The sequence below is a fragment of the Flavobacterium psychrophilum DSM 3660 = ATCC 49418 genome (assembly GCF_002217405.1).
Lineage (GTDB): Bacteria > Bacteroidota > Bacteroidia > Flavobacteriales > Flavobacteriaceae > Flavobacterium > Flavobacterium psychrophilum.
On sequence record NZ_MUHE01000011.1, the window covers coordinates 123398 to 147951 of the forward strand.

At 30.8% G+C, this 24554-nt stretch carries 25 protein-coding genes, 1 tRNA gene, 1 other RNA gene and 1 pseudogene; 17 read left to right on the plus strand and 11 right to left on the minus strand.

Annotated features, from left to right (window positions below; genetic code table 11):
• The first annotated feature begins 73 nt into the window (after nucleotides 1–73).
• The 3 genes from B0A57_RS03715 to B0A57_RS03735 all read left to right on the plus strand — a co-directional run bounded on the left by B0A57_RS03715 (nucleotide 74) and on the right by B0A57_RS03735 (nucleotide 4193).
• A complete protein-coding gene (locus B0A57_RS03715; RefSeq protein ID WP_034098141.1) occupies nucleotides 74–814 on the plus strand; it encodes a prolipoprotein diacylglyceryl transferase in 741 nt (246 codons plus the stop codon).
• Nucleotides 814–2205 (plus strand): radical SAM protein, encoded by a 1392-nt coding sequence (locus B0A57_RS03720; protein ID WP_034098140.1) that lies wholly within the window; start codon nucleotides 814–816, stop codon nucleotides 2203–2205. The genes B0A57_RS03715 and B0A57_RS03720 overlap by 1 nt, the downstream gene beginning before the upstream one ends.
• A gap of 596 nt (nucleotides 2206–2801) precedes the next feature.
• On the plus strand, nucleotides 2802–4193 hold the full coding sequence (locus B0A57_RS03735) for a thioredoxin family protein (RefSeq protein WP_034098136.1): 1392 nt from the start codon (nucleotides 2802–2804) through the stop codon (nucleotides 4191–4193).
• 106 nt (nucleotides 4194–4299) lie between these two features.
• On the opposite strand, the gene fsa is transcribed toward B0A57_RS03735, so the two are convergent.
• The 4 genes from fsa to ffs all read right to left on the minus strand — a co-directional run bounded on the left by fsa (nucleotide 4300) and on the right by ffs (nucleotide 6341).
• Nucleotides 4300–4956, minus strand: a complete 657-nt coding sequence (gene fsa / locus B0A57_RS03740; RefSeq protein ID WP_011963193.1) for a fructose-6-phosphate aldolase — start codon at nucleotides 4954–4956, stop codon at nucleotides 4300–4302.
• A gap of 249 nt (nucleotides 4957–5205) precedes the next feature.
• A complete protein-coding gene (locus tag B0A57_RS03745) occupies nucleotides 5206–6009 on the minus strand; it encodes an SDR family oxidoreductase (protein ID WP_011963194.1) in 804 nt (267 codons plus the stop codon).
• 23 nt (nucleotides 6010–6032) lie between these two features.
• A complete protein-coding gene (locus B0A57_RS12045; RefSeq protein WP_162179047.1) occupies nucleotides 6033–6230 on the minus strand; it encodes a hypothetical protein in 198 nt (65 codons plus the stop codon).
• A gap of 13 nt (nucleotides 6231–6243) precedes the next feature.
• Nucleotides 6244–6341: signal recognition particle sRNA small type (gene ffs / locus B0A57_RS03750), an RNA gene on the minus strand.
• Between the two features lie 88 nt (nucleotides 6342–6429).
• Between ffs and B0A57_RS03755 the strand changes: the two genes are divergently transcribed.
• The gene (locus tag B0A57_RS03755) at nucleotides 6430–7482 is read left to right on the plus strand and encodes a glutaminyl-peptide cyclotransferase (protein ID WP_034098134.1); all 1053 of its coding nucleotides are present in this window, start codon (nucleotides 6430–6432) and stop codon (nucleotides 7480–7482) included.
• A gap of 573 nt (nucleotides 7483–8055) precedes the next feature.
• Here the strand turns inward: B0A57_RS03755 and B0A57_RS03760 are convergent.
• Together B0A57_RS03760 and holA are read right to left on the minus strand one after the other, a co-directional pair.
• Complete coding sequence (locus B0A57_RS03760) at nucleotides 8056–8238, minus strand: CAL67264 family membrane protein (RefSeq protein WP_011963197.1); 183 nt, start codon at nucleotides 8236–8238, stop codon at nucleotides 8056–8058.
• 62 nt (nucleotides 8239–8300) lie between these two features.
• Entirely contained in the window at nucleotides 8301–9305 is a 1005-nt protein-coding gene (holA, locus tag B0A57_RS03765) for a DNA polymerase III subunit delta (RefSeq protein WP_011963198.1), read from the minus strand.
• Between the two features lie 86 nt (nucleotides 9306–9391).
• Here holA and B0A57_RS03770 point away from each other — a divergent pair, with 86 nt between their 5' ends.
• Genes B0A57_RS03770 through B0A57_RS03780 form a run of 3 tightly spaced genes read left to right on the plus strand, consistent with a single transcriptional unit; the run spans nucleotide 9392 to nucleotide 11128 of the window.
• A complete protein-coding gene (locus tag B0A57_RS03770; RefSeq protein ID WP_011963199.1) occupies nucleotides 9392–9838 on the plus strand; it encodes a type I restriction enzyme HsdR N-terminal domain-containing protein in 447 nt (148 codons plus the stop codon).
• Between the two features lie 7 nt (nucleotides 9839–9845).
• Entirely contained in the window at nucleotides 9846–10847 is a 1002-nt protein-coding gene (locus tag B0A57_RS03775; RefSeq protein WP_011963200.1) for a glycosyltransferase family 2 protein, read from the plus strand.
• 41 nt (nucleotides 10848–10888) lie between these two features.
• Entirely contained in the window at nucleotides 10889–11128 is a 240-nt protein-coding gene (locus tag B0A57_RS03780; protein ID WP_011963201.1) for a hypothetical protein, read from the plus strand.
• 56 nt (nucleotides 11129–11184) lie between these two features.
• Here B0A57_RS03780 and B0A57_RS03785 read toward each other — a convergent pair whose 3' ends face one another.
• Both B0A57_RS03785 and B0A57_RS03790 read right to left on the minus strand, forming a co-directional pair.
• Nucleotides 11185–11325: a hypothetical protein gene (locus B0A57_RS03785; RefSeq protein ID WP_011963202.1), complete on the minus strand. Its 141-nt coding sequence runs from the start codon at nucleotides 11323–11325 to the stop codon at nucleotides 11185–11187.
• A complete protein-coding gene (locus tag B0A57_RS03790; RefSeq protein ID WP_011963203.1) occupies nucleotides 11318–11869 on the minus strand; it encodes a hypothetical protein in 552 nt (183 codons plus the stop codon). Before B0A57_RS03790 ends, B0A57_RS03785 begins: the two co-directional genes overlap by 8 nt.
• Nucleotides 11870–12057: 188 nt before the next feature.
• On the opposite strand from B0A57_RS03790, the gene ade reads away from it, so the two are divergent.
• A complete protein-coding gene (gene ade / locus B0A57_RS03795; protein ID WP_034098186.1) occupies nucleotides 12058–13680 on the plus strand; it encodes an adenine deaminase in 1623 nt (540 codons plus the stop codon).
• An 85-nt stretch (nucleotides 13681–13765) separates the two neighbouring features.
• On the opposite strand, the gene B0A57_RS03800 is transcribed toward ade, so the two are convergent.
• Genes B0A57_RS03800 through B0A57_RS03810 form a run of 3 tightly spaced genes read right to left on the minus strand, consistent with a single transcriptional unit; the run spans nucleotide 13766 to nucleotide 15658 of the window.
• Complete coding sequence (locus B0A57_RS03800) at nucleotides 13766–14113, minus strand: HopJ type III effector protein (RefSeq protein ID WP_011963205.1); 348 nt, start codon at nucleotides 14111–14113, stop codon at nucleotides 13766–13768.
• A gap of 3 nt (nucleotides 14114–14116) precedes the next feature.
• Nucleotides 14117–14830, minus strand: coding sequence for a 16S rRNA (cytidine(1402)-2'-O)-methyltransferase (gene rsmI, locus B0A57_RS03805; RefSeq protein ID WP_011963206.1), 714 nt, complete (start codon nucleotides 14828–14830; stop codon nucleotides 14117–14119).
• Nucleotides 14831–15658 (minus strand): hypothetical protein, encoded by an 828-nt coding sequence (locus B0A57_RS03810; RefSeq protein WP_034098131.1) that lies wholly within the window; start codon nucleotides 15656–15658, stop codon nucleotides 14831–14833.
• Between the two features lie 176 nt (nucleotides 15659–15834).
• Here B0A57_RS03810 and B0A57_RS03815 point away from each other — a divergent pair, with 176 nt between their 5' ends.
• The 9 genes and pseudogenes from B0A57_RS03815 to B0A57_RS03855 all read left to right on the plus strand — a co-directional run bounded on the left by B0A57_RS03815 (nucleotide 15835) and on the right by B0A57_RS03855 (nucleotide 24517).
• Complete coding sequence (locus tag B0A57_RS03815; RefSeq protein WP_011963208.1) at nucleotides 15835–16443, plus strand: thymidine kinase; 609 nt, start codon at nucleotides 15835–15837, stop codon at nucleotides 16441–16443.
• An 18-nt stretch (nucleotides 16444–16461) separates the two neighbouring features.
• Nucleotides 16462–18906, plus strand: coding sequence for a bifunctional UDP-N-acetylmuramoyl-tripeptide:D-alanyl-D-alanine ligase/alanine racemase (locus B0A57_RS03820; protein WP_034098129.1), 2445 nt, complete (start codon nucleotides 16462–16464; stop codon nucleotides 18904–18906).
• Nucleotides 18907–18992: 86 nt separating this feature from the next.
• Complete coding sequence (gene mscL / locus B0A57_RS03825; protein WP_011963210.1) at nucleotides 18993–19409, plus strand: large conductance mechanosensitive channel protein MscL; 417 nt, start codon at nucleotides 18993–18995, stop codon at nucleotides 19407–19409.
• Nucleotides 19410–19555: 146 nt separating this feature from the next.
• The gene (gene porX, locus B0A57_RS03830; protein ID WP_011963211.1) at nucleotides 19556–21109 is read left to right on the plus strand and encodes a T9SS response regulator signal transducer PorX; all 1554 of its coding nucleotides are present in this window, start codon (nucleotides 19556–19558) and stop codon (nucleotides 21107–21109) included.
• Between the two features lie 91 nt (nucleotides 21110–21200).
• Nucleotides 21201–21608 carry a tRNA (adenosine(37)-N6)-threonylcarbamoyltransferase complex ATPase subunit type 1 TsaE gene (gene tsaE, locus B0A57_RS03835; protein WP_034098128.1) on the plus strand — a complete coding sequence of 136 codons (408 nt, stop codon included), beginning with the start codon at nucleotides 21201–21203 and terminating at the stop codon, nucleotides 21606–21608.
• A 43-nt stretch (nucleotides 21609–21651) separates the two neighbouring features.
• The gene (locus B0A57_RS03840) at nucleotides 21652–22845 is read left to right on the plus strand and encodes an alanine dehydrogenase (RefSeq protein WP_011963213.1); all 1194 of its coding nucleotides are present in this window, start codon (nucleotides 21652–21654) and stop codon (nucleotides 22843–22845) included.
• A gap of 52 nt (nucleotides 22846–22897) precedes the next feature.
• The gene (locus B0A57_RS03845; protein ID WP_011963214.1) at nucleotides 22898–23272 is read left to right on the plus strand and encodes a DUF4258 domain-containing protein; all 375 of its coding nucleotides are present in this window, start codon (nucleotides 22898–22900) and stop codon (nucleotides 23270–23272) included.
• An 82-nt stretch (nucleotides 23273–23354) separates the two neighbouring features.
• A tRNA-Val gene (locus tag B0A57_RS03850) sits at nucleotides 23355–23429 on the plus strand.
• Nucleotides 23430–23897: 468 nt separating this feature from the next.
• Nucleotides 23898–24517, plus strand: a pseudogene (locus B0A57_RS03855) (ISAon1 family transposase).
• Nucleotides 24518–24554 lie beyond the last annotated feature (37 nt).

A 24554-nucleotide genomic window follows, 5' to 3' on the forward strand; every position in this document is an offset into this window, starting at 1 on the left:
TCTTGCAAAAGTAACAAAAATAGTGGAAGTTTACGGTATGAGTTTCGTGTTATAATTCATAAAAATAAAATTAATGAACTTTCCTGTTACCTTTAATATTTTTGAAACCGTTGCTCCTATTCATTATTTCTTCGAAACAATGGCTTTTGTAATTGGAATTAGACTGTATTATCATCAAAAAAATGGAATTATAGATCCAATTTCAGATATGAATCGCCTTTGGATAATGCTTGGTGCCATGCTTGGTGCGCTTGTTGGTTCGAGGTTAATTGCTATTTTAGAATCTCCAGAGACTTTAAACCAAATTACACTCTTGAGTTTGTACCAAAGTAAAACCGTGGCTGGCGGATTTCTAGGCGGATTATTTGGTGTAGAAATTACCAAAAAAATTATTAAAGTGAGTATTGCTTCGGGAGATGTTTATGTAATACCTATTATAATAGCGGTTTTTATTGGACGAATTGGTTGTTTTTTATCCGGAATTGCGGAGCCAACTTTTGGTATAGAAACCACTTTTTTTATGGGAATGAATTTGGGTGATGGCAAACTTCGACATCCTGTGGCGTTATACGAAATGATGTATATGGTTTTACTTTTTGTTTTATTTAGTAAATTAAAAAGTAAATCGATGAAGAATGGAGAACGTTTCAAACTATTTATGATTTTATATTTCACTTATCGATTTGCAGTAGAATTTATCAAACCCTATCATCCTATTTTCTTAAATTTAAGTAGTATCCAGTGGAGTGCCATTTTTATTTTTGTATATTATTGGAAGTTTATGATTAGAACATTTAAAAACCTATTTTCTTAATGAAAACAAGAGATTATATCTATTACGATTACACAAAAAGTTTGTGCCCAGAATGTTTGCATACAATAGATGCAAAAATTGTTTTTCAGGACGATAAGGTTTTTATGCTTAAACATTGCAAAACCCACGGAGATAGCAAAGTAATGATTGCCGATGATGTTGAGTATTATAAACAAATTAGAAATTATAACAAACAATCGGAAATGCCTTTGAAATTTAATACCAAAGTACATTATGGTTGCCCATACGATTGTGGTTTGTGTACAGATCACGAACAACATTCATGCCTCACGGTTATTGAAGTTACCGATCGTTGCAATCTTTCTTGCCCTACTTGTTATGCCAGTTCTGCACCCAATTATGGGAGGCATAGAACTCTTGAAGAAATAGAAAAAATGTTCGATGCGGTGGTGGCAAATGAAGGAGAACCTGATGTAATTCAGATTTCTGGTGGCGAACCAACGGTGCACCCAGATTTTTTTAGAATTTTAGATATTGCAAAGTCCAAACCTATTAAACATCTAATGGTCAACACCAACGGAATTCGAATTGCAAAGGATATAAAATTTGTTGAAAAATTAGCCACTTATATGCCCGATTTCGAGCTGTATTTACAATTTGATAGTTTTAAAAAAGAAGTTTTAGAGAAATTGCGTGGCGAAGATCTAACCGAAGTGCGAAAGAAAGCAATAGACCATTTGAACCAATTTAATATTTCGACAACCTTAGTCGTTACCCTTCAAAAAGGCGAAAACGACGACGAAATAGGAGAAATTATTAAGTATGCCTTAACACAAAAATGTATTCGTGGCGTTACTTTTCAGCCCACACAAGTTGCTGGTCGTAACAAAGATTATAATGACGGAGAAGGAAGAATCACACTGACTGAAGTGCGACGCAAAATTTATGAACAATATCCCTTATTTACGCCACAGGATTTAATTCCAGTACCCTGTAATCCTGATGCTTTGTGCATGGCTTATGCCTTAAAAATTGACGATGATGTTTTCCCAATGACGCATTTAATAAATCCTGAAGATTTGCTAAACAATTCTAAAAACACCATAGTTTTCGAGCATGACGAAAAACTAAAAACACACATGTTAAATCTTTTTAGCACAGGAATTTCGGTCGATTGTGCTGAAGACCAAATCATGGGAGAACTTATGTGCTGCTTACCCAGAGTACAAAGTGATAATTTGCATTACGATAATTTATTCCGAATTCTAATCATGAATTTTATGGATCCTTATGATTTTGATGTTCGTGCTGTGAAGAAATCTTGTGTTCATATTGTAGACAAACGCTATAAAATTGTACCTTTTGAAACGATGAATATTTTTTATCGTGATAATAAAATTGAAGAAATTAGAAAAGAATTAAATATGTAATATTATGGAAAATTTTTTTTTAACCCTTTATTTAATCATAATGACACTAACTGTTTTTACATTTGTGATAGCTTTTTTTATGGCAATTTTTAGTAAAAAAAAGAACAAACTAGCTAGTAAATTACTAATTGGTTCTGTAATAGTTTTTATCATCGGTTTTGGTGGTTGCATTGCATTAATCAGTTTAAGCTAATCAAAAATGAATAAAATTATTAATTTTATTAGTATCCTAATTGTTGGAATAAGTATAATTTCATTTTTCATATCAATACTTTATCTAATTTTTGATAAAAAAAATCGTAAAAAAGCTTTACAAACTCTATTAGCATCTGTTATACTTTTTATCATCGGATTTAGCGCTTGTGTATCTACTTTTGATTTAGATGTGAGATAGATAATGGCAAATCATAACGCAGATAAATTGGCTATATTAATTTATATTGTTTTTGTTTTTTTTATACATAATAAACCCATAAGCAACAAAATTTTATTATATACAAGACTAATAACTTGCTCATTAGTTCTATATTTTAACTGTCTATTAACAGCATATTATCAATTATAAAAATACATTTGCTTATCATAAATATATTTCGATGATTGCCTATTTCAAAAAAACAATTTACCTACTTCCTATTACCGCCATCTCACTTTTGTGCTCTTGCAAACAAGGAACAACAGAAGAAGGTTTTAAAGCTTATTTTGGGGGAGAAATAATAAATCCGAACTCAAAATATGTCTTTTTATGCAAAGACAATGAAGTTATAGATACTATCATTTTAGATCATAAAAACAGGTTTCTAAAAAAATACGATTCCCTAGTTCCAGGCATGTACACTTTTAAGCATGAACCAGAATATCAGCAAATTTACTTCGAAAAAAACGATAGTTTAATGGTTCGCTTAAACACAAATGAGTTTGATAATTCTCTTACTTTTTGTGGGCGTGGCGACGAAAAAAACAACTTCCTCATGGAACTTTTTTTGAAAAATGAAGCCGAAAAAAATGCTTCATTCGATTTATATGATAAAGATTTTAAAACATTTTCAAAAGACATAGAAAAAAATTATAATACAAGCAAAGCTTTCTATTTAAGAAGACAAACAGAATTAGGCTGGAGTGAAGATTTTGACTTATATGCAAAAGCAATGCTAGAGATGCCCTATTTTACTAAAAAAGAAATGTATCCATTTGTGCATGAGCGTCGTACAAATAAAAAATCTTGTAACGATATACCAAAAGATTATTATAATTTTAGAAAAAAAATAGATTTTAACAACGAAAAATTAACTACTTTTTCTCCCTTTGTTCGCTACCTAACATCTATGCTTAACAATGTAACTTGCAAAGACAATGATGAAAAATCATTAGAAAATAACATCAAAAAATTGCAGGTTGCCGATTCACTATTTACAAATGTTAAAATAAAAAATTCAGTTTTAAACAACATTACTTTCATGTATTTACTTGAAGATCAAAACATGATAAGTAATAAATCCTTTTTAGATAAATATTTTAAGCTTTCTACCGATATGGAAAAGCAAAAAGAAATTAAGAAAATACAAGAATCTATTCAGTATTTATTGCCTAATAAATTATTACCAACTATTAATTTAGTCGATAAAAACGAAAAGCCCGTCACAATAAAGAATTTATTTACTAAAAAAACAGTTCTTTTCTTCTGGAGTTCCGAAGCAAAATCACATCTAGAATTAGTGCACCTACGAATTACCGAATTGAAAATAAAATACCCAAATTGGAATTTTGTAGCCATAAATATAGACACTTCCGACAAGCAATGGAGAAATACATTATCTAAATATAATTTTAAAAACACAACCGAATTGCACGCCACAAATTTTCAAGATATTAAAAATAAATGGGTAATTACTAAAATTCATCGTGCCATGCTTATAAATCCCGGTGGAAAAATAAAAAATGGTTTTGTAAGTTTATTTGATGCTAATTTCGAAAATTATTTGAAATAGAATTAGGCATTAGGCATTAGGCATTAGGCAAAAGTAAAAAAGCAATTTCATTCAAACTGAAATTGCTTTTTTTATTGTAATTGATATTGCTTTTTGAAATTAAAAACTATCTATTTCCTTTCTCAAAATCGGCAATAAACTGTGCAATTCCAATATCTGTCAAAGGATGTTTTAGCAAACCTAAAATAGATGACAAAGGACCAGTCATAACATCGGCACCAATTTTGGCACAATTAACCACATGCATAGTATGCCTAACTGATGCTGCAAGAATTTGCGTTTCAAAACCATAATTGTCATAAATATCACGAATTTCCTGAATCAAATTTAAACCATCAGTAGAAATATCATCTAATCGTCCTATAAATGGCGAACAATAAGTTGCCCCCGCTTTTGCCGCTAAAAGCGCTTGTCCAGCCGAGAAAATTAAAGTAACATTTGTTCTAATTCCCCTATCAGAAAAATATTTACAAGCCATAATTCCTTCTTTAGTCATAGGCAATTTTACCACAATTTGATCGTGTAATTCAGCTAATTCTTCGCCCTCACGAATCATTCCGTCATAATCCATGGCATTTACTTCGGCACTAACATCACCTTCTACAATATTACAAATATCAACATAATGCTTCAAAATGTTATTTTTTCCCGTAATTCCTTCTTTGGCCATAAGCGACGGATTTGTCGTAACGCCATCAAGAACACCAAGTGCTTGTGCTTCTTTTATTTGTGCAAGATTTGCTGTGTCTATAAAAAATTTCATATTTTATATAATTTAATATTATTATTAAAATTTGGGCGTGCCCCAGCAAAAAAAGCTGGGTCGTGCTTTCGGCTATATCTTTTTTTCGTTCCTCAAAAAAGGATAACGCCTCAATCACTCACGCGAGAAACAAAATTACAAATTCAATTTCAATATTAATGACAAAAAACAATATCAATGGTAAAAAGATGATTAATTTTAAACCTCATTTTTAATTCGTAATTCGTAATTTTTTATTCGTAATTCTTATTAAAGCTTATAATGGTTCATTAACATTTTTTCATACACTTTATCTGGCAAAATTCTTTTCAATACAATAGAAATTTTTTGCATAAAAGCCCCTACTTTATAATGTATTTTAGGATTTGGATTTCGAATAATTGCAAAAACTGCTTGTGCCATTTCGTTAGGATTGCTGCCAGAATCTACATGTTCATCCATCGATTTTAAGGTGTTTTGGTAAGGAATTTCGTAAGCAGAACCTTTTATAACTGGCGCATGATAACGACCTGCAGCGATATTAGTAGCAAAATCCCCTGGCGCAATATTAGTAACGTGTATGCCAAAAGATTTAGTTTCCATACGAATGGCTTCTGTAATTAGTCCTAAAGCGCCTTTCGATGCCGAATAAATTCCCCGATAAGGCAAGCCCATATAACCCGCAATCGAAGTAATATTAATAATTAACCCTGATTTTTGAGTTCGCATTTGTGGCAAAACAGCTTTCATTACTTCTATGGCGCCAAAGAAATTAGTATCAAAATGATTTTTAATTTCTTGTATCGGAATTTCTTCTATTGGGCCAGTAATTCCTACACCTGCATTATTTATTACCACATCTAATCTTCCAGATTTTTCAATAACTTCTGCAACTGCCCTCTCAATTGAAATTGCATCACGAACATCTAGTGCCACTAACGGAAAGATCGAATTATTAATTCTTTCTGGATTTCTACTGGTACCATACACAATAAATCCTTTTTGATGCAAAAATTCTCCAATGGACTTTCCTATTCCTGATGAACCACCAGTTATTAAAACTACTTTATTCATTTTTTATATTTTAAATGCAAAATTTAATCTAGTAAGCTATTTAAACCACATAATTCTCCATAACCTGAAATACCTTTATAATTTAGTTTAACAATCAAAGCATCTCTATGGGAATAATTCCCATAAGCTATCGAAAAAGTTTCCTTGAGTTCGAAACGAACAATTTGCCAAGATAAATTCATAAAAGTAGGAATATCTATAAACAAAAAAAATCTGAACAATGTCAGATTTAAAAAATGGCAAGCGACCTACATCGCACCGCTCAACCACATACCTTTGCTGCGTTCCCACCCTGGAGGAGTCTGCAGGAGCTGGTCGTGTAGGACTTGCCGTTGCAAATATACAACCTTTTTATATTTTTGCAAGTACTTTTGTTTATATAAAATGAAGTTATATATTGTATTCACAAAATAGCTAAAAATGAAAAAATATAAAACATTAGTAATCACATCATTAACCTTTATTTTTATTGGTTGTGGGGATAAAAATAATTCTAAAAATTTATTTTCTATCGATGAAAGTAAGTTTAAATCGATGTTTCACAATAGTGATACAATTAATCTAACATTAAAAAACGAAGCAAATAAAACAATAGATTCCGTAACTTATTATAATAATGACACAAAAATTGGTACTGCAAAAGGCAATTCCTCTTTTAATTTTTCATTGATTAATCAAAAAATAGGCTATCAAAACCTAAAAGCTGTAGCGCATTTTGAAGGATTAAAAGAAGAAAATTCGACAAGAATAGAAATGCTTTCAAGTATAGAACCCAAAATATTAACCTATAAACTTTTAAATACTTACCCGCACAACATAGATTCATTTACGGAGGGTTTAGAGTTTTATGGTGATTATTTGTATGAAAGTACAGGTCAAAAAGGATCCTCTTATTTTGTAAAAACAGATCATAAAACAGGTAAAACATTACAAAAAACAATTTTAGACTCTAAATATTTTGGAGAAGGAATTACTTTTATTAATGGAAAAATGTACCAGTTAACTTGGCAAGAAGCAACAGGTTTTATTTACGATGCCAATACTTTAAAACTAGAAAAAACATTTCAATTTGATAAAAATATAGAAGGTTGGGGTATGACAAACGACAAAAAATATATTTATCAATCTGACGGAACCGAGAAAATCTGGAAAATGAATCCCGAAAATCAAAAAATGATTAGTTTTATAAATGTATATACTAACACTAGTAAGATTAAAAAAATAAACGAACTAGAATGGATTGACCAAAAAATATATGCCAATATCTGGGAAAAAGATGCTATCATAATCATAAATCCTTTAACAGGTGCTGTTGAAGCACTTGTAGATTTATCTGGTTTAAGAAAGTTAGCAAAAGTTAGCGATGCCGATACTTTGAACGGTATTGCTTACAATCCTAGAACCAAAACCATTTTTGTAACTGGAAAAAACTGGGACAAAATGTTTGAAATAAAAATAGACTATTTGCATTAGATAATAAAACAGCATTATATTTGTAGTTAAGCACTATTTATGGGCAGAAAAACAAATTTATGATAAAAATAAACTTTCAAAATCACTTATCGAAACTATTGCCGAATCAGATTTGACAAAATTTAAAACTAGAAAAAGGAAAGCTTAAAGATTTCCCAATAGTGAGCTCATTAATTGGAATTTGAAAAAAAGGTCTTGCAGTAAATGATTATTGCTTTTTAAATAAAATGATACTTTTTCTTCAAGAATTATTTGCTCTATCAGATGAAAAACGAAAAAAGATTATTGAAGATTTAGATGATAGTGAATATTAAGCAGAAGCTGGTAAAAAATTAATCGCAATTATCTATAAGTTAGAAGGTTGGTTCGTAATAAATGCTTTTTCGCTTAGCCTAAAAAAAGCATATTGAAAATCTGTAACTATATGAATCCAAAACAGGTCATGTAGCCAAAATAAAATATTGCTATAAGTATAGTAAAATAAAAAAAAATGTAACTTATCTTAATCTAAAACTGAAGTTACAAAAAATAAAACAACCCTTTTAAAAAGGGTTTTATTCGTGTAAAAAAGTGCTAAAGCCTACCCTTCAATGAGCTGAAAACCCAAGCATTTAGCAAAAAACCTAAACCAACAGTTGCAAAACCCCAACCCGCTACATCGGCATATCGGTAAGCACCAAGACCTATTAAGACCAAGCCCATTACCACCATCATTAAAGTTGCCCAACCTAAAATTGTATTTTTATTCATTCCCATAACTTTATGTTTGTTTAATTTGAGGGGGGCAAATATCAGTATTTTTTAAATATTTTCCTATGTTAATTAAAAATCTTAACCAACATTTCTTTCAACAAATCAGATTGAGGCAAAGCATTTGCACCAACACCTTTACTTTTTACATCAATATCACGTAAAGAAGCCACAATTTGACTCACTTTTTTCATAGGATAATTGCGCAAAGCAATATCATAATCCTTTAAGAAAAAAGGGCTTACACCTAATATAGGAGCCACCGTTTTTGGGTTTTTGTCTTTTAGCCCATGGTACTTTAGCAATTGAATAAAAAAGCTAAAAACCAAACTTGTCGTAACAACCATAGGATTATCCTTTGGGTTTTGCGCAAAATGGTCGGCAATTTTGTATGATTTTAATTGATTTCTCTCGCCAATGGCTTTTCTAAATTCAAATATATTAAAATCTTTACTAAAACCTATATTTTCTTCAATAATAGCTGGTGTAATAGTACTTCCTTGTGGTAATATAATGGCTAATTTATCCAATTCGTTGGCAATTTTGCTCAAATCGGTTCCTAGAAAATCGACCAACATGGCAGATGCTTTAGGCTCTATATTTAATTTTTTTCCTGACAAAACTCGCTTTAGCCACTCACCTACTTGGTTTTCGTATAATTTTTTACTCTCGTAAACCACCCCTTTTTGAGCTAATATTTTAGTTATTTTCTTGCGTTTGTCTAAAGTTTTATACTTATAACAAATAACTAAAACAGTTGTTGGCTGAGGGTTTTCGGCATAAGATTCTAATTTATCTATTGTTCTAATTAAATCCTGAGCTTCTTTTACAATGACAACCTGACGATCTGCCATCATTGGATACCGTTTTGCATTCGAAACTACGTCTTCAATCGTAACATCACGACCATATAAAACCGTCTGATTAAAATCTCTTTCATGCTCTTGCAGAATATTTTTTTCGATATATTCAGACAATTTATCAATATAATAAGGCTCTTCGCCCATTAAAAAATAAATAGGTTTTATATTTCCAGCTTTTATATCGTTAATTATTTTTAGTACCTCGTCCATTATTTATTTCAAAATTCGTTGTTCAACATTCGCTTATTTCAGATTTGAAAAACGAAAAATTTAAACTTATTTAATACTTTTGTACAATGCAAAAACTAAATTTTCCAACTTATACATTTCGGTTCAAAAATAGTGAAAATAAAGTTTCTATTTTTGATGAAATTCGTAAAAAATTTATAGTACTTACACCAGAAGAATGGGTACGTCAAAATGTAATTTGTTTTTTATTAGAAGAAAAAAAATATCCAAAATCATATATTAATGTCGAGAAAATCATTAAAATAAATGGCTTAACCAAGCGATACGATATAGTAGTATTTGAGCCAAATGGAAAAATATTTTTATTAATAGAGTGCAAAGCTCCAGAGGTTCCTATATCACAAAATACTTTCGATCAGATTGCAAGATACAACATTGTTTTAGAGGCAAAATATTTAATGGTAACTAATGGTTTAAATCATTATTTTTGTAAAATGGATTTTGAAAACCAAAAATATTTGTTTTTGAAAGAACTGCCAGAGTTTATAAAATAGATTATTGATGAAAGACAAAAAAATAGCTGTTGTAATTCTCAATTGGAATGGGCAAAAATTATTAGAACAATTTTTACCTTCAATCGTCCGACATTCAGATCAAGCAACGATTTATGTAGCAGATAATGCTTCTACTGATGCTTCTATTACATTTGTAAAAAGCCATTTTCCCGAGGTAAAAATTATCCAAAACAATAAAAATTTTGGTTTTGCAAAAGGATATAACCAAGCTTTACAAGATGTTGAAGAAGAAATTTACGCATTAGTGAACTCCGATATTGAAGTTACTAAAAACTGGTTGCAACCTATTATTAGTTTATTTGAAAATGAACCTAAAACGAGTATCGTTCAGCCAAAAATTCTTGATTTTAAAAACAAGAAATGCTTTGAATATGCTGGTGCTGGTGGCGGATTTATAGATAAATATGGCTTCCCTTTTTGCCGTGGGCGCATTTTTGATACTATCGAAAAAGATAACGCACAATACAACGATACAACAGAAATATTTTGGGCTTCTGGTGCTTGCTTTTTTATTAGAAAAGAAATTTTCCGAGAACTAAATGGTTTTGATGTTGATTTTTTTGCACACCAAGAAGAAATCGACTTATGCTGGAGAGCATTTAACAAAGGATATATTGCAAAATATTGCGGGAAATCTACTGTATATCATGTGGGCGGCGCAACTCTAAATACCGAAAATCCAAAAAAAACTTTCCTTAATTTTAGAAATTCATTATGGATGCTTGCTAAAAATCTTCCAAAAAACAAATTATTTCCAGTACTTTTTATTAGAATGTGCTTAGACGCAATTGCAGCAATACGCTTCTTGACAAAAGGAAAGTTTAAGCATTTTTGGGCTGTTTTAGAATCTCATTTTTATTTATATTATTTTCTATTAAAGTTTTTAGGCAAACGCAACACCAACCAATCTGAAAGGTATTATAAAACAAAAAGCATAGTTTACCTTTATTTTATTAAAAATATCAAGCTTTTTAGAAACAATTTTTAAAGATTAATACTACCTTTGCCCTTTCTTTATAGAATATTATTATGACAAAATCGCTAGAAAAAAAAGGTCTTTTTACAGGACTAATTGAGCAAGATGAAAACGGAAATTTCTTTTGCGGAGAATATTTATTAGATTATAAAATGGTAGTTTCTAATTTTAAATTAGGCGACAAAATCACGCTAAAAACCGCTATTACAAATCCAAGCGATATTTCTTTTAAAGCTTACGAAAAAAAATCTAAAAACTTCGCTTTATTTAATCTGAAACCAGATCACGAGTAATAAAAAAAAGGTTTAGAAAATTTCTAAACCTTTTTTTTATCAAATTTGTCACAAAACTATTCTTTTTGCTCATTAAATTTTTTTACGATTGCTTTTAGTTGTGCAGCTCTATCTGTTTTTGCTTTTTTTACCTTATCCTGAGCTTTGTGCAACTTATCATTGTGCTTTTTGATATTCTTTTCGGTGTTTCTACTCATGATAATTGCGTTTTATTTCTTCTAAGTTCTTATTGGTGAAAATTAATTCATTAATGATTTTTTCTCTTAATTCATCAATATTTTTATTACTAAAATATTTTGCCCAACTGGTTAAGGTTAATATATTTCTGGCCTGTTTTATTCTTTTTGCCGTTTCTAGTGTATTTCTTAAAACTGGTTTATTGTTAAAATTAGGATTATTTTTATGTTGGTAATTTATCGTTTTTTTATCAAAATTGGCTTCTAAATAATATAGCTTTTCAAGGTTATTGTCTGGATAAAAACTGTCCCATTTTGCAAAACCTAACTTTCTTTTAGATTCTGATTCTGGTTCGAAAGCAACCAATCGCCATTTGCTATTTGCTAATCTTCCCCAATGATTAGACAAACGATACATTCCTACTTCGGTATAAAAATAGTCGCTTCCTGATTGGCTTTTATAATTCGGAATTAAAAATTCGACAGTCTTAATTTCGACTTCATTAAAAACACAAAAAGTATTTTTGAAGGATTTAGAATTAGGTTTAAATTTATTTATTAACACAATTTTTTAGTTTTCATTTTTACTACTTTATAATTGTAAAAATACAAAAAGGCACTCATTAGCCGCGATACAACAATTATAAATCGCAACAAAATAACAACAATAACTCTTTACAATAGATAAAAATGTTGCAAAAATAAAAAATGGTATTACTTTTAACATTTATTACTTTATTTAAAATAAAACAAATGCAAATTCAAGGACAAATTGTAGATATAGAAAACAAACGAATTTATTCCGGTGAAATTACTATTCAAAATGGTAAAATCATATCAATAATTGAGAAAAATCATGAGGTAAAAAACTATATTCTTCCAGGATTTATTGATGCACATATTCATATCGAAAGTTCTATGCTTGTTCCTTCAGAATTTGCAAAAATTGCTGTCCTACACGGAACCGTTGCTACCATTTCTGATCCGCACGAAATTGCCAATGTACTGGGAAAAAAAGGGGTTTATTATATGATTGAAAACGGAAAACAAGTACCGTTAAAATTTCATTTTGGAGCGCCATCTTGTGTTCCTGCAACGGCCTTTGAAACTGCTGGTGCCATCATCGATTCTGAAGAAATTAAAGAATTGATGGCTTCTCCTGATATTTATTATTTGTCGGAAATGATGAATTATCCTGGAGTTTTATTTGATGATGACGAAGTTTTAAAAAAAATTGCTTGGGCAAAACATTTCAACAAACCTATTGATGGTCACGCACCAGGATTGCGAGGAGAACCTATCAAAAAATATATTTCGGCAGGAATTACAACCGATCACGAGTGCTTTACTTATAGCGAAGCACAAGAAAAATTATCTCTTGGTATGAAAGTTATTATTCGGGAAGGAAGTGCTGCAAAAAACTTTGAAGTCTTAATAAGCTTACTTCCAGCAAATTACGAAAACATGATGTTTTGTTCCGATGACAAACACCCTGATGATTTGATTTTAGGACACATTAATTTACTGTGTGCCAGAGCGGTTGCCAAAGGAATTGATGTTTTTAAAATCTTGCAAGTGGCTTGTGTAAATCCAGTTCATCATTACAAAATGAAGGTGGGTTTGTTGAAAAAAAATGATGCAGCCGATTTTATTGTTGTAGAAGATTTAGTCAATTTTAAAGTCAATAAAACTTATATAAATGGTGAATTGGTTGCCGAAAACGGACAATCATTTGTAGAAAATATTAATTTTGAAACGCCAAATAACTTTAATATTACCAAAAAGAAAATTAGTGATTTCGAAATTCCAAGTTTAGCAGAAAAAATTAGAGTCATTGAAGCTTTAGAAGGACAGTTAATTACCAATGAAATTCATCACAATTCATTTATTAAAAACGGAAAATTAGTTTCAGATATAGAGAATGATATTCTGAAAATGGCAGTTGTAAATCGTTATCAAAATACAACTCCAGCAATTGCTTTTATTAAGAATTTTGGTTTAAAAAAAGGTGCTATTGCCAGTTCTGTAGCCCATGATTGCCATAATATTGTAGTCGTTGGAACATCGGACGAAGAAATTTGCAATGCTGTTAATTTGATTATCAAAAATACTGGCGGAATTTGCGCTGTAAATGGTACTCAAAATAAATCATTAGCCTTACCAGTTGCAGGAATTATGAGTGATAAAGATGCTTGGGAAACGGGGAAATTGTACCAAGAAATTGATGCCATGGCAAAAGATTTGGGGAGTACGCTAAAAGCGCCATTTATGACACTTTCGTTTATGGCACTGCTAGTAATTCCTGATTTGAAGCTATCTGACAAAGGATTGTTTAGTGGAAATACGTTCTCGTTTGTTGATTTGAATGTAGAATAAGAATTTATATTGCTACAAAACAAAAATAAGCTTAAATACCTATATTTTAAATTATATAAGGTATTTAAGTTTTTTTTTTAATTATTTATGCTTTTAAAATCAAAGCTTCTCCTTCAAATTGAATTTCATTCCAGCCCGTTTTGATAAAATTACGGATATTTTGATGATTTGTACCTTCTGGATTTCCTAAAACATCTTCAAAATAATAAGAACCAAAACAAGCAAGCATCTGATTTACTGATAATTCTTGCAATAATCCGAAAGCAAATAATTTACAAGAACCTGAATTTTCGCCTATATTGTTATATTGAGAACCATTTTTAAAAGCTGTTGGAGTAAAAATATAATTTTGTTCAATTACCGCTATAGTTTCTTCAAAAGTTATTCTTATAGGTGATTCATGTAGTTTTTTTATAAAATCTTTTAATTGCATATATTAATCCTCGTTATCAAATTTACTTTCTTTTTTTTCTTTTGCAGCAATTTTTCCGCCCACAATAACCACAATTTCCCCTTTTGGTGGTTTTATTTCAAAATGGCTTAAAACTTCTTCGGCTGTACCTCGAATGGTTTCTTCGTGAAGTTTAGAGATTTCTCGGGAAACAGAAACAGGTCTTTCGGCTCCAAAATACTGAACAAATTCTGCTAATGTTTTTACTAATTTGTGTGGCGAAACATATAAAATCATGGTTCTGGTTTCTTCGGCTAAAGCCAAATAACGGGTTTGACGGCCTTTTTTTTCGGGCAAAAAACCTTCAAAAATAAACTTATCATTAGGAAAACCACTATTTACTAGAGCGGGCACAAATGCTGTTGCTCCTGGCAAACAATCTACTTCTATATTATTTTCTACACAAGCTCGTGTGAGCAAAAATCCTGGGTCTGAAATGGCTGGTGTTCCTGCATCGGAAATTAAAGCAATATTTTCGCCAGTTTGTATGCGTTTTATAATATTCTCGATGGTTTTGTGCTCGTTGTGCATGTGATGGCTGTGCATGTGGGTCGAAATCTCAAAATGCTTTAAGAGTTTTCCGCTTGTACGAGTGTCTTCGGCAAGAATTAAATCGACTTCTTTTAGTACCCTAATGGCACGAAAAGTCATGTCTTCAAGGTTACCAATTGGTGTTGGAACTAGATATAATTTCCCCATTTATACAAATTTACTGGCTACAAATTCCATAAAACGATTTGCAAATTCTTCTTTTCCTTTCCAATCGTTGTAATCTGGTTTTACCATTTCTTCGATAAAATTCTTGGCGTCTTCTAAGGAATTGAAAGTAGAGATTTGAGACACTACTCTATTAAAATCTTCTGTGCTACCATCAAATAATTGTTTTTCGAAAGCTAGTTTGTCATTTAATCCAATATTAATACTTTTGTTAAGTTTGTCATTAAGATTTGTAACAGGTTTAAGATCTACTTTATCAGAAAAAGTTTCTTTTTCAGTTTTATCTTCTAAAATTTCAACTGCAATTGCAGAATCTTCTGTTTTTTTAATGTTAGAAACCCTTTCAAAAACAGGTTCTGGTTGCATATTACTCAAAAAATCATCTATAGAAACTTGCTTTTTTTCTGGTTTAGAAATTTCGATAATTGGCCATTCTTCTGTTGCTATTTCTGGTTCATCAACAACTACTATTATTTCTTCAGCAATAGCTTCTACTGGAAGTATTTCTTCATTTATAATATGTACAATTGTTGGCTCATCATTTATTTTGACAAGTAATTCTTCCTCTTTAATTTCTGCCACAATGATTTTTTCATCAAAATCAAATGCTTTCTCTAATTTATTTTCAATATCATATAATGAAATTGTTGGTTTTATATCGCCAAAATTTTCTTCAACAAATAATAGTACAGAAAGTTTTTCATATAACCTTTGTGTTTGATGATGTAATTCCCGTACATCTTCCTTATTTTTTAGCTTCAAAATTTTGTGTGCAATGCTAATTAATTCGGCTTCTAACTTCTTTTTCATTTGTATATTTTGAAATATTTATTTTATATGTAGAGTTACTTTTATTACAAAAATGCTTTAAAATAATTATTTTATAACTTTTACAATTATACGCTCTAAAGCTATGTTTTTTTAATAAATTTGTTCTGTTACAAAGTAATAAAAACTATTCATTTTTATCATTATAAAAATAAAAAATGTTTCTCGAAAATACAGTAAATCATAAAGAGCAGTTTGGTTGGATTGAAGTTATTTGCGGATCGATGTTTTCGGGTAAAACCGAGGAGTTAATTCGTAGATTAAAAAGAGCACAATTTGCCAAACAAAAAGTCGAAATTTTTAAACCCACTATCGATACCAGATATGATGACGAAATGGTGGTTTCGCACAACAAAAACGAGATTAGATCTACGCCTGTTCCCGCAGCTGCAAACATTGCAATTTTAGCCCAAGGTTGCGATGTTGTTGGGATTGATGAGGCGCAATTTTTTGATGACGAGATTGTAAAAATTTGTAATGACCTTGCCAATTCAGGCATTAGAGTTATTGTGGCTGGATTGGACATGGATTTTAAAGGAAATCCTTTTGGCCCCATGCCAGCACTTATGGCAACGGCAGAATATGTTACAAAAGTACACGCCGTTTGTACCCGTACAGGAAATTTGGCCAATTATAGTTTTCGCAAAACCGATAATGACAAACTCGTTATGCTTGGCGAAACCGAAGAATACGAACCCTTAAGTCGTGCCGCATATTATAATGCCATGAGAGAAAATATGATTGTAAAAGATGCTGAACATTTATAATAAAAAAAATTGGACCCATTGACTATATCCTTACACAATATAATTCCTATTCTAGATGCCAATTTTCAGGGTATTGACGATAATATTTACTACGATAATATCTCGATAGATAGTCGTTCGCTTCAAAACAACGAAAACACTTTGTTTTTTGCACTAGTTGGTCCTAATAATGATGCCCATATTTATATTGGAGATTTAATCTCCAAAGGTGTTAAAAACTTTGTAGTTACCTATATTCCTAAAAGATTAACTGGCAAAGCAAATTTTTTAATTGTAAAAAATACTCTTGTAGCTTTACAAATATTTGCCCGTTATTATCGTAATTTATTTCATTTTCCAATCATAGGAATTACAGGAAGCAACGGAAAAACCATTGTAAAAGAATGGCTTAATTTCTTATTAAGTCCTGATTATAATATAATTAGAAGTCCTAAAAGCTACAATTCGCAAGTTGGCGTTCCCCTTTCTGTGATTGCAATTAATGAAAATCATAATTTAGGCATTTTTGAAGCCGGAATTTCTACCAAAGACGAAATGGAAAATCTTCAAAAAATAATACAGCCAACCATTGGGATTTTAACCAATATAGGGACCGCTCATGATGAAGGTTTTGCTGATATTTCTGAGAAAATAAAAGAAAAACTCAAGCTATTTACTGCCGTAGAAGTTTTAATTCTTAATAAGAATAAAACCATCGAAACTTTTATTAACAAAGAGATTAATACTTTTACTTGGAGTACAAATGATCAGTCTGCCGATGTTTTTTTTCAGAAAAAAACACTCAATGATCATGCTCTTTTGAATATTACAAATCAGGGGAAATATTTTAAAATAAAAATTCCATTTATTGATGAAGCTTCACTAGAAAACAGCATGCATTGCATTTTGGTAATGTTATATTTGAAGTATGATTTAGATACAATTAAGCATCGTATTTCTCAATTATTTCCAGTCGAAATGCGATTGAAGGTAAAAAACGGAATTAACAATTGTACTTTAATTGATGATAGTTATAGTTCTGATTTTCAGTCTTTAAAAATAGCTTTAGATTTTCTTGAAAATCAAAAACAACACTTAAAAAAAACACTCATTTTATCAGATATTTATCAGTCAGGATTAGAAAACGAAGACTTATATGTTCGTGTTTCTCAGCTTATTATTTCAAACAAAATAAATCGAGTAATTTGCATTGGAGGTGTAATTTCTAAATATAAAAACAAGTTTCTCAATGTCATTTCTTACCTTTCAACAAATGATTTTATTGAAGATTTTGACAATCTAGATTTTACAAACGAAACTATTTTAATAAAAGGATCTCGACATTTCGAATTCGAAAAAATTGTAACCTTACTCGAGGAAAAAACACATGAAACAGTTTTAGAAATTAACCTTAATGCCATAAGCCATAATTTAAATTACTTCAAATCGAAACTAAATCCCAAAACCAAAATCATGGTTATGGTAAAAGCTTTTGGTTACGGAAGTGGCTCATTTGAGATTGCCAAACTCCTCGCCCACCACAAAGTAAATTATCTTGGTGTGGCATTCGCCGATGAAGGAATCGAACTCCGCCAAGCAGGCATTCAATTACCTATCATGGTTCTAAATCCAGAAATGACCAGTTTCCCATCGATAATTCAATACAATTTAGAACCCGAAATATATAGTATTCGAGGTCTGAAAGCATTTATAAAAATTACCCAACAAAAAGAACTTACCAGTTATCCTATACATATTAAGATAAATACAGGTATGAATCGTTTGGGTTTTGATGCGCAAATTATTCCAGAACTCATCTCAATATTACAAAAGCATGATTCAGTTTTGGTAAAAAGTATTTTGTCTCATTTAGCGGCAAGCGATGATTTAGCACAGGATATTTTTACCCGAAAACAAATTTCAGATTTTGATACAATATCTAATAAAATTACCACAAAATTAAAAATAAATCCTATTCGCCATATTTCAAACACCTCTGCAATAAGCAATTATCCGCAAGCGCAGTTTGATATGGTTCGATTAGGCATTGGGTTATATGGCGTTTCTAATGATGCCAATGAAACAAAAAAACTTGAAAATGTAGGGACATTAAAATCGATAATTTCACAAATTCGCAATTTAAACAGTGGCCAAAGCGTAGGGTATAATAGACGGTTTATGGTAAAAAAACCTACTACAATTGCTACAATCCCAATAGGCTATGCCGACGGAATTTCACGTGCTTGGGGAAATGAAGTTGGTTATGTTTTAGTTAATGAACAAAAAGCCCCCATCGTAGGAAGTATTTGTATGGATATGCTAATGATAGATGTCACAAAAATTAATTGTTCTGAAGGTAATCAAGTAATTATCTTTGGCAAGACCCCATCAGTAACCACCATCGCAAAAGCAACAAAAACAATACCTTACGAAATATTAACAAGTATTTCAAGCAGGGTAAAACGGGTTTTTTACAGAGAATAATTACACGAAATTTGGTTCTTATTAAAATAAAATCTTAAATTAGCTTTTTTTAAAAATTTTAAAAATAATTTAAAAACAAACAAATTATGGGTTTTTTCGCAGATTTTAAAGCATCTTTAATGAAAGGTGACGTATTAAGTTTAGCAACTGCGGTTGTTATTGGTGGGGCATTTGGGAAAATTGTTGGTTCAGCAGTTGATGATATTATTATGCCAATTGTAGGAGTATTAACAGGTGGAGTAGATTTTACAACTAAATTTATTGCCTTAAACGGACAAAGCTATGCTGATTTAGCAGCAGCAAAAACTGCAGGAGCAGCTTGTTTAACATACGGAAATTTAGTGCAAGCAATCATAAACTTTATTATTATTTCGTTCTTCATATTCGTAGTTTTAAGAGCTGCAGAAAAAGCAAAAAAGAAAGAAGAAGCAGCTCCAACTGCACCAGCAGGACCTTCGCAAGAAGAATTGCTTACACAAATTAGAGATTTATTAAAAAAATAAATAACAAAAGGACTTTAGACTACCCAAAAAAACAGAAAATATTATTTCATAATAATTTATAAAAAACTTACTATTTATTTTAGAATAAATTTAAGAATACTATATATAATAAGTATTAAATTGCGACATAAAACATAAACAACGCTATGAACAGCATTAAAATACTTTGGGTAGACGACGAAATCGATTTGCTAAAGCCACATATTTTATTTCTAGAAAAGAAAAATTATATCATAACTACTTGTAATAACGGCCGTGATGCGGTAGATATATTTCAAGAAGAAAATTTTGATATAGTTTTTCTTGATGAAAATATGCCTGGAATGTCAGGGTTAGAAACCCTTGCAGAAATAAAAGAAAAAAAATCTTCAATACCTGTAATCATGATTACAAAAAGTGAAGAAGAACATATCATGGAAGAAGCAATTGGAAGTAAAATTGCAGATTATTTGATAAAACCTGTCAATCCGAATCAAATTTTATTGAGTTTAAAGAAAAATTTAGACCACTCGCGTTTAATTTCTGAAAAAACAACACTAGATTACCAGAAAGAATTCCGTAAAATTTCTATGGAGATGAATATGGTCAATTCCTATGAAGATTGGGTAGAATTTTATAAAAAATTAATCTTCTGGGAGCTTGAATTAGAGAATATTGATGACCAAAATATGTTTCAAATTCTAGAATCTCAAAAAGCAGAAGCCAATAATTTATTTGGAAAATTTATCGAAAAAAATTATGAAGACTGGTTCGAACCAAAAGCCGACAAGCCAGTACAATCTCACGATTTATTTAAAAAATTAGTTATTCCAGAACTTAAAAAAGAAGAAAATGTACTTTTTGTTGTAATCGATAACTTGCGTTATGACCAATGGAAAGCCTTCGAAAACGTTGTAAACAATCATTACAAACTAGAAAGTGAAGTCCCTTATTTTGCCATTTTGCCAACAGCCACACAATATGCTCGAAATGCAATTTTTTCGGGTTTACTACCCTCGGAAATGGAAAAACAATTTCCACAATACTGGAAAAATGATACCGAAGATGGAGGGAAAAACCTTTACGAAGCAGAATTTCTTACCGCACAGCTAAAACGAAATGGTTTAAATATCGAACAAGAATATTTCAAAATAACCAATCTAAATAACGGAAAAAAATTAGCAGAAAATTTTAAATCATTAAAAGACAAAAAATTAGTTACCGTAGTTTATAACTTTATAGATATGCTATCGCATGCTAAAACCGATATGGATGTAGTAAAAGAGTTAGCATCAGATGACAAAGCATACCGGTCATTAACCTTAAGCTGGTTTAAAAATTCTCCATTACTAGAAATAATTCAACAAGCTCAAAAACTAGGCTTCAAACTAATTATAACCACGGATCACGGAACAATAAATTGCAAAAATCCGTCTAAAGTTATAGGAGATAAAAATACAAGTTTAAACTTACGTTACAAAACTGGCCGTAGTTTAACTTACGAAAACAAAGAAGTATACGCAGTAAAAGATCCTAAAAAAATTGGTTTACCATCTATAAATATGACAAGTATTTATATTTTTGCAAAAAATGATATTTTTTTAGCTTATGTAAATAATTACAATCATTATGTAAGTTATTACCGAAATACTTACCAACACGGAGGAATTTCGCTCGAAGAAGTTATTGTACCATTTTTAGTATTTAGCCCAAAAAAATAAAATTTCATTTTTAGCGCAGACCCTTATTTATATAATTATCTAACAATCTGCAACAAAAAAATAATCTATAAACAATAATTATATTGTTAAAATGAAAATCGAATTTAATCTTGACGAAATTGAAATTGTTTCAAAAAAAATTTTAAGTAAAAATCCTGAAAAATTAATCCTCTTTAACGGAGAAATGGGCGCTGGAAAAACAACTTTAATTAAAGTTTTATGCAAACAATTAGGGGTAAAAAGCCCAACAAGTAGCCCTACATTTTCTTTAGTAAATGAATACAAAAGCGATAATAATAAATTGATTTATCATTTTGATTTGTACCGACTAAAAAATCAGAATGAAGCACTAGACATGGGAATAGATGAATATTTGTATTCTGAAAACTGGTGTTTTATAGAATGGTCAGAAAAAATATCCGATTTAATACCAGAAAAGCATTCGATAATTACCATTTCAGTCTTAAATAACAATAAAAGATTAATTGAACTTAAATAAATGTACTAAATTTTCGTAATTTGTGCAAAATAAGATTTTTACCATGACAATTACACCTTTTAGCAAACAAGATTTACTTCCACAAGAAGAAAAACTAGAAATAGCTAAGCACAAGAGCGAACTTTTTATTGGTATTCCAAAAGAAACCTCCTATCAGGAACGCAGAATTTGCCTAACACCAGATGCCGTAAATGCAATGACTGCTCAAGGTCATAGGGTTTTGATAGAAGCAGGAGCAGGAGAAAATTCGAGTTATTCCGACAAGAATTATAGTGATGCAGGAGCAGAAATAACCAACGATACTAAAAAAGTTTTGGCTTGTCCGATGATCTTAAAAGTAGAGCCTGCAACTTTAGTTGAAATAGAAATGATGCACCCTAAAACGATTATCATTTCAGCAATTCAACTAAAGACTAGAAAGAAAGAATATTTTGAAGCCCTACAGAAGAAAAAAATAACCGCTTTAGCTTTCGAATACATTAAAGATGAAGATGGGTCATTTCCAGCTGTAAAATCGCTAAGCGAAATTGCAGGAACAGCATCTGTGCTAGTGGCTGCAGAATTGCTAACGGCAAGTAAATTCGGAAACGGACTTCTTTTTGGAAACATAACAGGCGTCCCTCCTACCGAAGTTGTAATTCTGGGTGCTGGAACTGTGGCAGAATTTGCTGCCAGAACCGCCATAGGATTGGGCGCAAGTGTTAAAGTTTTTGATAATTCAATAACAAAATTACGCCGTTTGCAAAACAATTTAAATCAAAGAATATTTACTTCAACCATTCAAAATAAAACGTTACTAAAATCATTACAACGTTGCGATGTTGCTATTGGCGCAATAAGAGGAAAATACAGAGCCCCAATTGTAGTAAGCCAAACCATGGTAGAACACATGAAAAAAGGCTCTGTGATTATTGATGTAAGTATCGATACAGGAGGATGTTTCGAAACTTCAGAAATTACGACTCACGAAAACCCTACATTCATAAAAAACGGAATTATTCACTATTGCGTACCCAATATTCCTTCTAGATATTCCAAAACAGCATCGTTATCTATTAGTAATATCATCACACCATATTTACTTCAAATTGCAGATGATGGTGGAATAGAAAGTGCTATTCGTTGCGATTCAGGTCTAAAAAATGGTGTTTATTTCTACCACGGAATTTTAACCAATAAAACTATTGGCGAATGGTTCAATTTGAATCATCGAGATATAAATTTAATTGTATTTTAAATTCTAAATTCAGTTAATTCTAGCTACTTTTGCTAAAATAAAATAAAATAAAATGAAATTTTCTTACAGACTAAGTTATTATCTTTTTGGATTCCTTGTGGGTTGCATATTTTTATTTTTTGTATTAAATAAAAAAAATACCCGTTGCACTTATTTTCCTAATGATAGGGTTTTAAATAATTTAAGATCGAAACCATTTTATTACTCTAATGTAGCATCAAAAGAATTAGCGGAAGATTGGTTAGATACCATCGATGTAAAAAACACTTTACAATATGGCGATGTAGATTTTAGCAGAAGCAATCTTAAAATATCGAAAGGCAAATTATATACGATAATTGGCAAAACCATTAAAAATCAACCTATTGAAGTTATAGTGGAAAATTATGAAGACAAGGTAGTTTTAAAAGAAGTAAAAAAACAATAATTTATTTCAAAAAAAAGATTGTTTATATAAAAAAAGGTCTTATATTTGCACTCGCAATAGCGCAAGAGATTGCAACCCGAAAGGGCGATTAGCTCAGCTGGTTCAGAGCACCTCGTTTACACCGAGGGGGTCGGGGGTTCGAACCCCTCATCGCCCACAAGTTTAATAACAAATGGTTTCAAAACCCTATAAATCTTATGATTTATAGGGTTTTTTCTTTTGCGCATATACCAAATTATTCATTCAATCTTAATTGGAAAGGGAATCAAGGGATAAATCCTAAAAGTTGTGGGGAAATATAAAATGTTAACTTTTGTATTTTAAAATTTACAATCCAATACAAAGAATTTCTAAGTCATTTTAAAGACTGGGATCAAATAAAACACGCAAAAGAATGGCTGCTTTTTCCTAAAAACATAGCCAAGCGTTTGTCAATAGACCAAACCTCCTTGTCCAATGGTGAACTCTATACAATTCTAACCCACAAATCCGCCAAAGGTAAAGCAGGAACTATAGTAGCAATGGTTTCTCGAACCAAAGCAGATGCAGTAATTGAATCATTGAAAAAATCCCTCTCAAACAAAGAAACCTAGTTACCGAAATTACCCTGGATATGGCAGCAAATATGGGCTTAATAGCCAAGAAATGTTTTCCAAATGCAACCTGTGTAACAGACCGATTCCATGTTCAAAAACTAGCCACAGAAGCTTTGCAAGAAATCAGAATCAAATATCGCTGGCAAGCTATAGACCAAGAAAATGAGGCTATAGAAGCGGCCAAGAAAAATAAAAAAAGATTTGAACCTGAAGTATTGACTAATGGAGATACTACGAAACAATTACAAGCCAGAAGTCGCTATTTCTTGTACAAAAACAAATCAAAATGGTCGCAAAGCCAAATAGAACGAGCAATTTATTATTTGAATTATACCCTGATATTCATAAAGCATACAATCTCACCCAAGACTTGCGCACTATATTTGAAAATACAACCGACAAAATAATAGGCTTTGCCAAATTAGCCAAATGGCACGAAAAAGTAAATCAGTCTGGATTCAAGTCATTCAATACAATATCCAGAACAATAATCAATCATTATCAAACCATCTTAAACTATTTTGACAACAGAAGCAAAATACTTCGGCTAGAATCTTTTAATGCCAAAATTAAAGCGTTTAGAGCACAATTCAGAGGAGTGAGAAATATAGAATTCTTCCTTTTTAGACTAACTAATATTTATACCTAATTTTTGTCAATCCACAGGTTTTAGGATTGATCTGTTT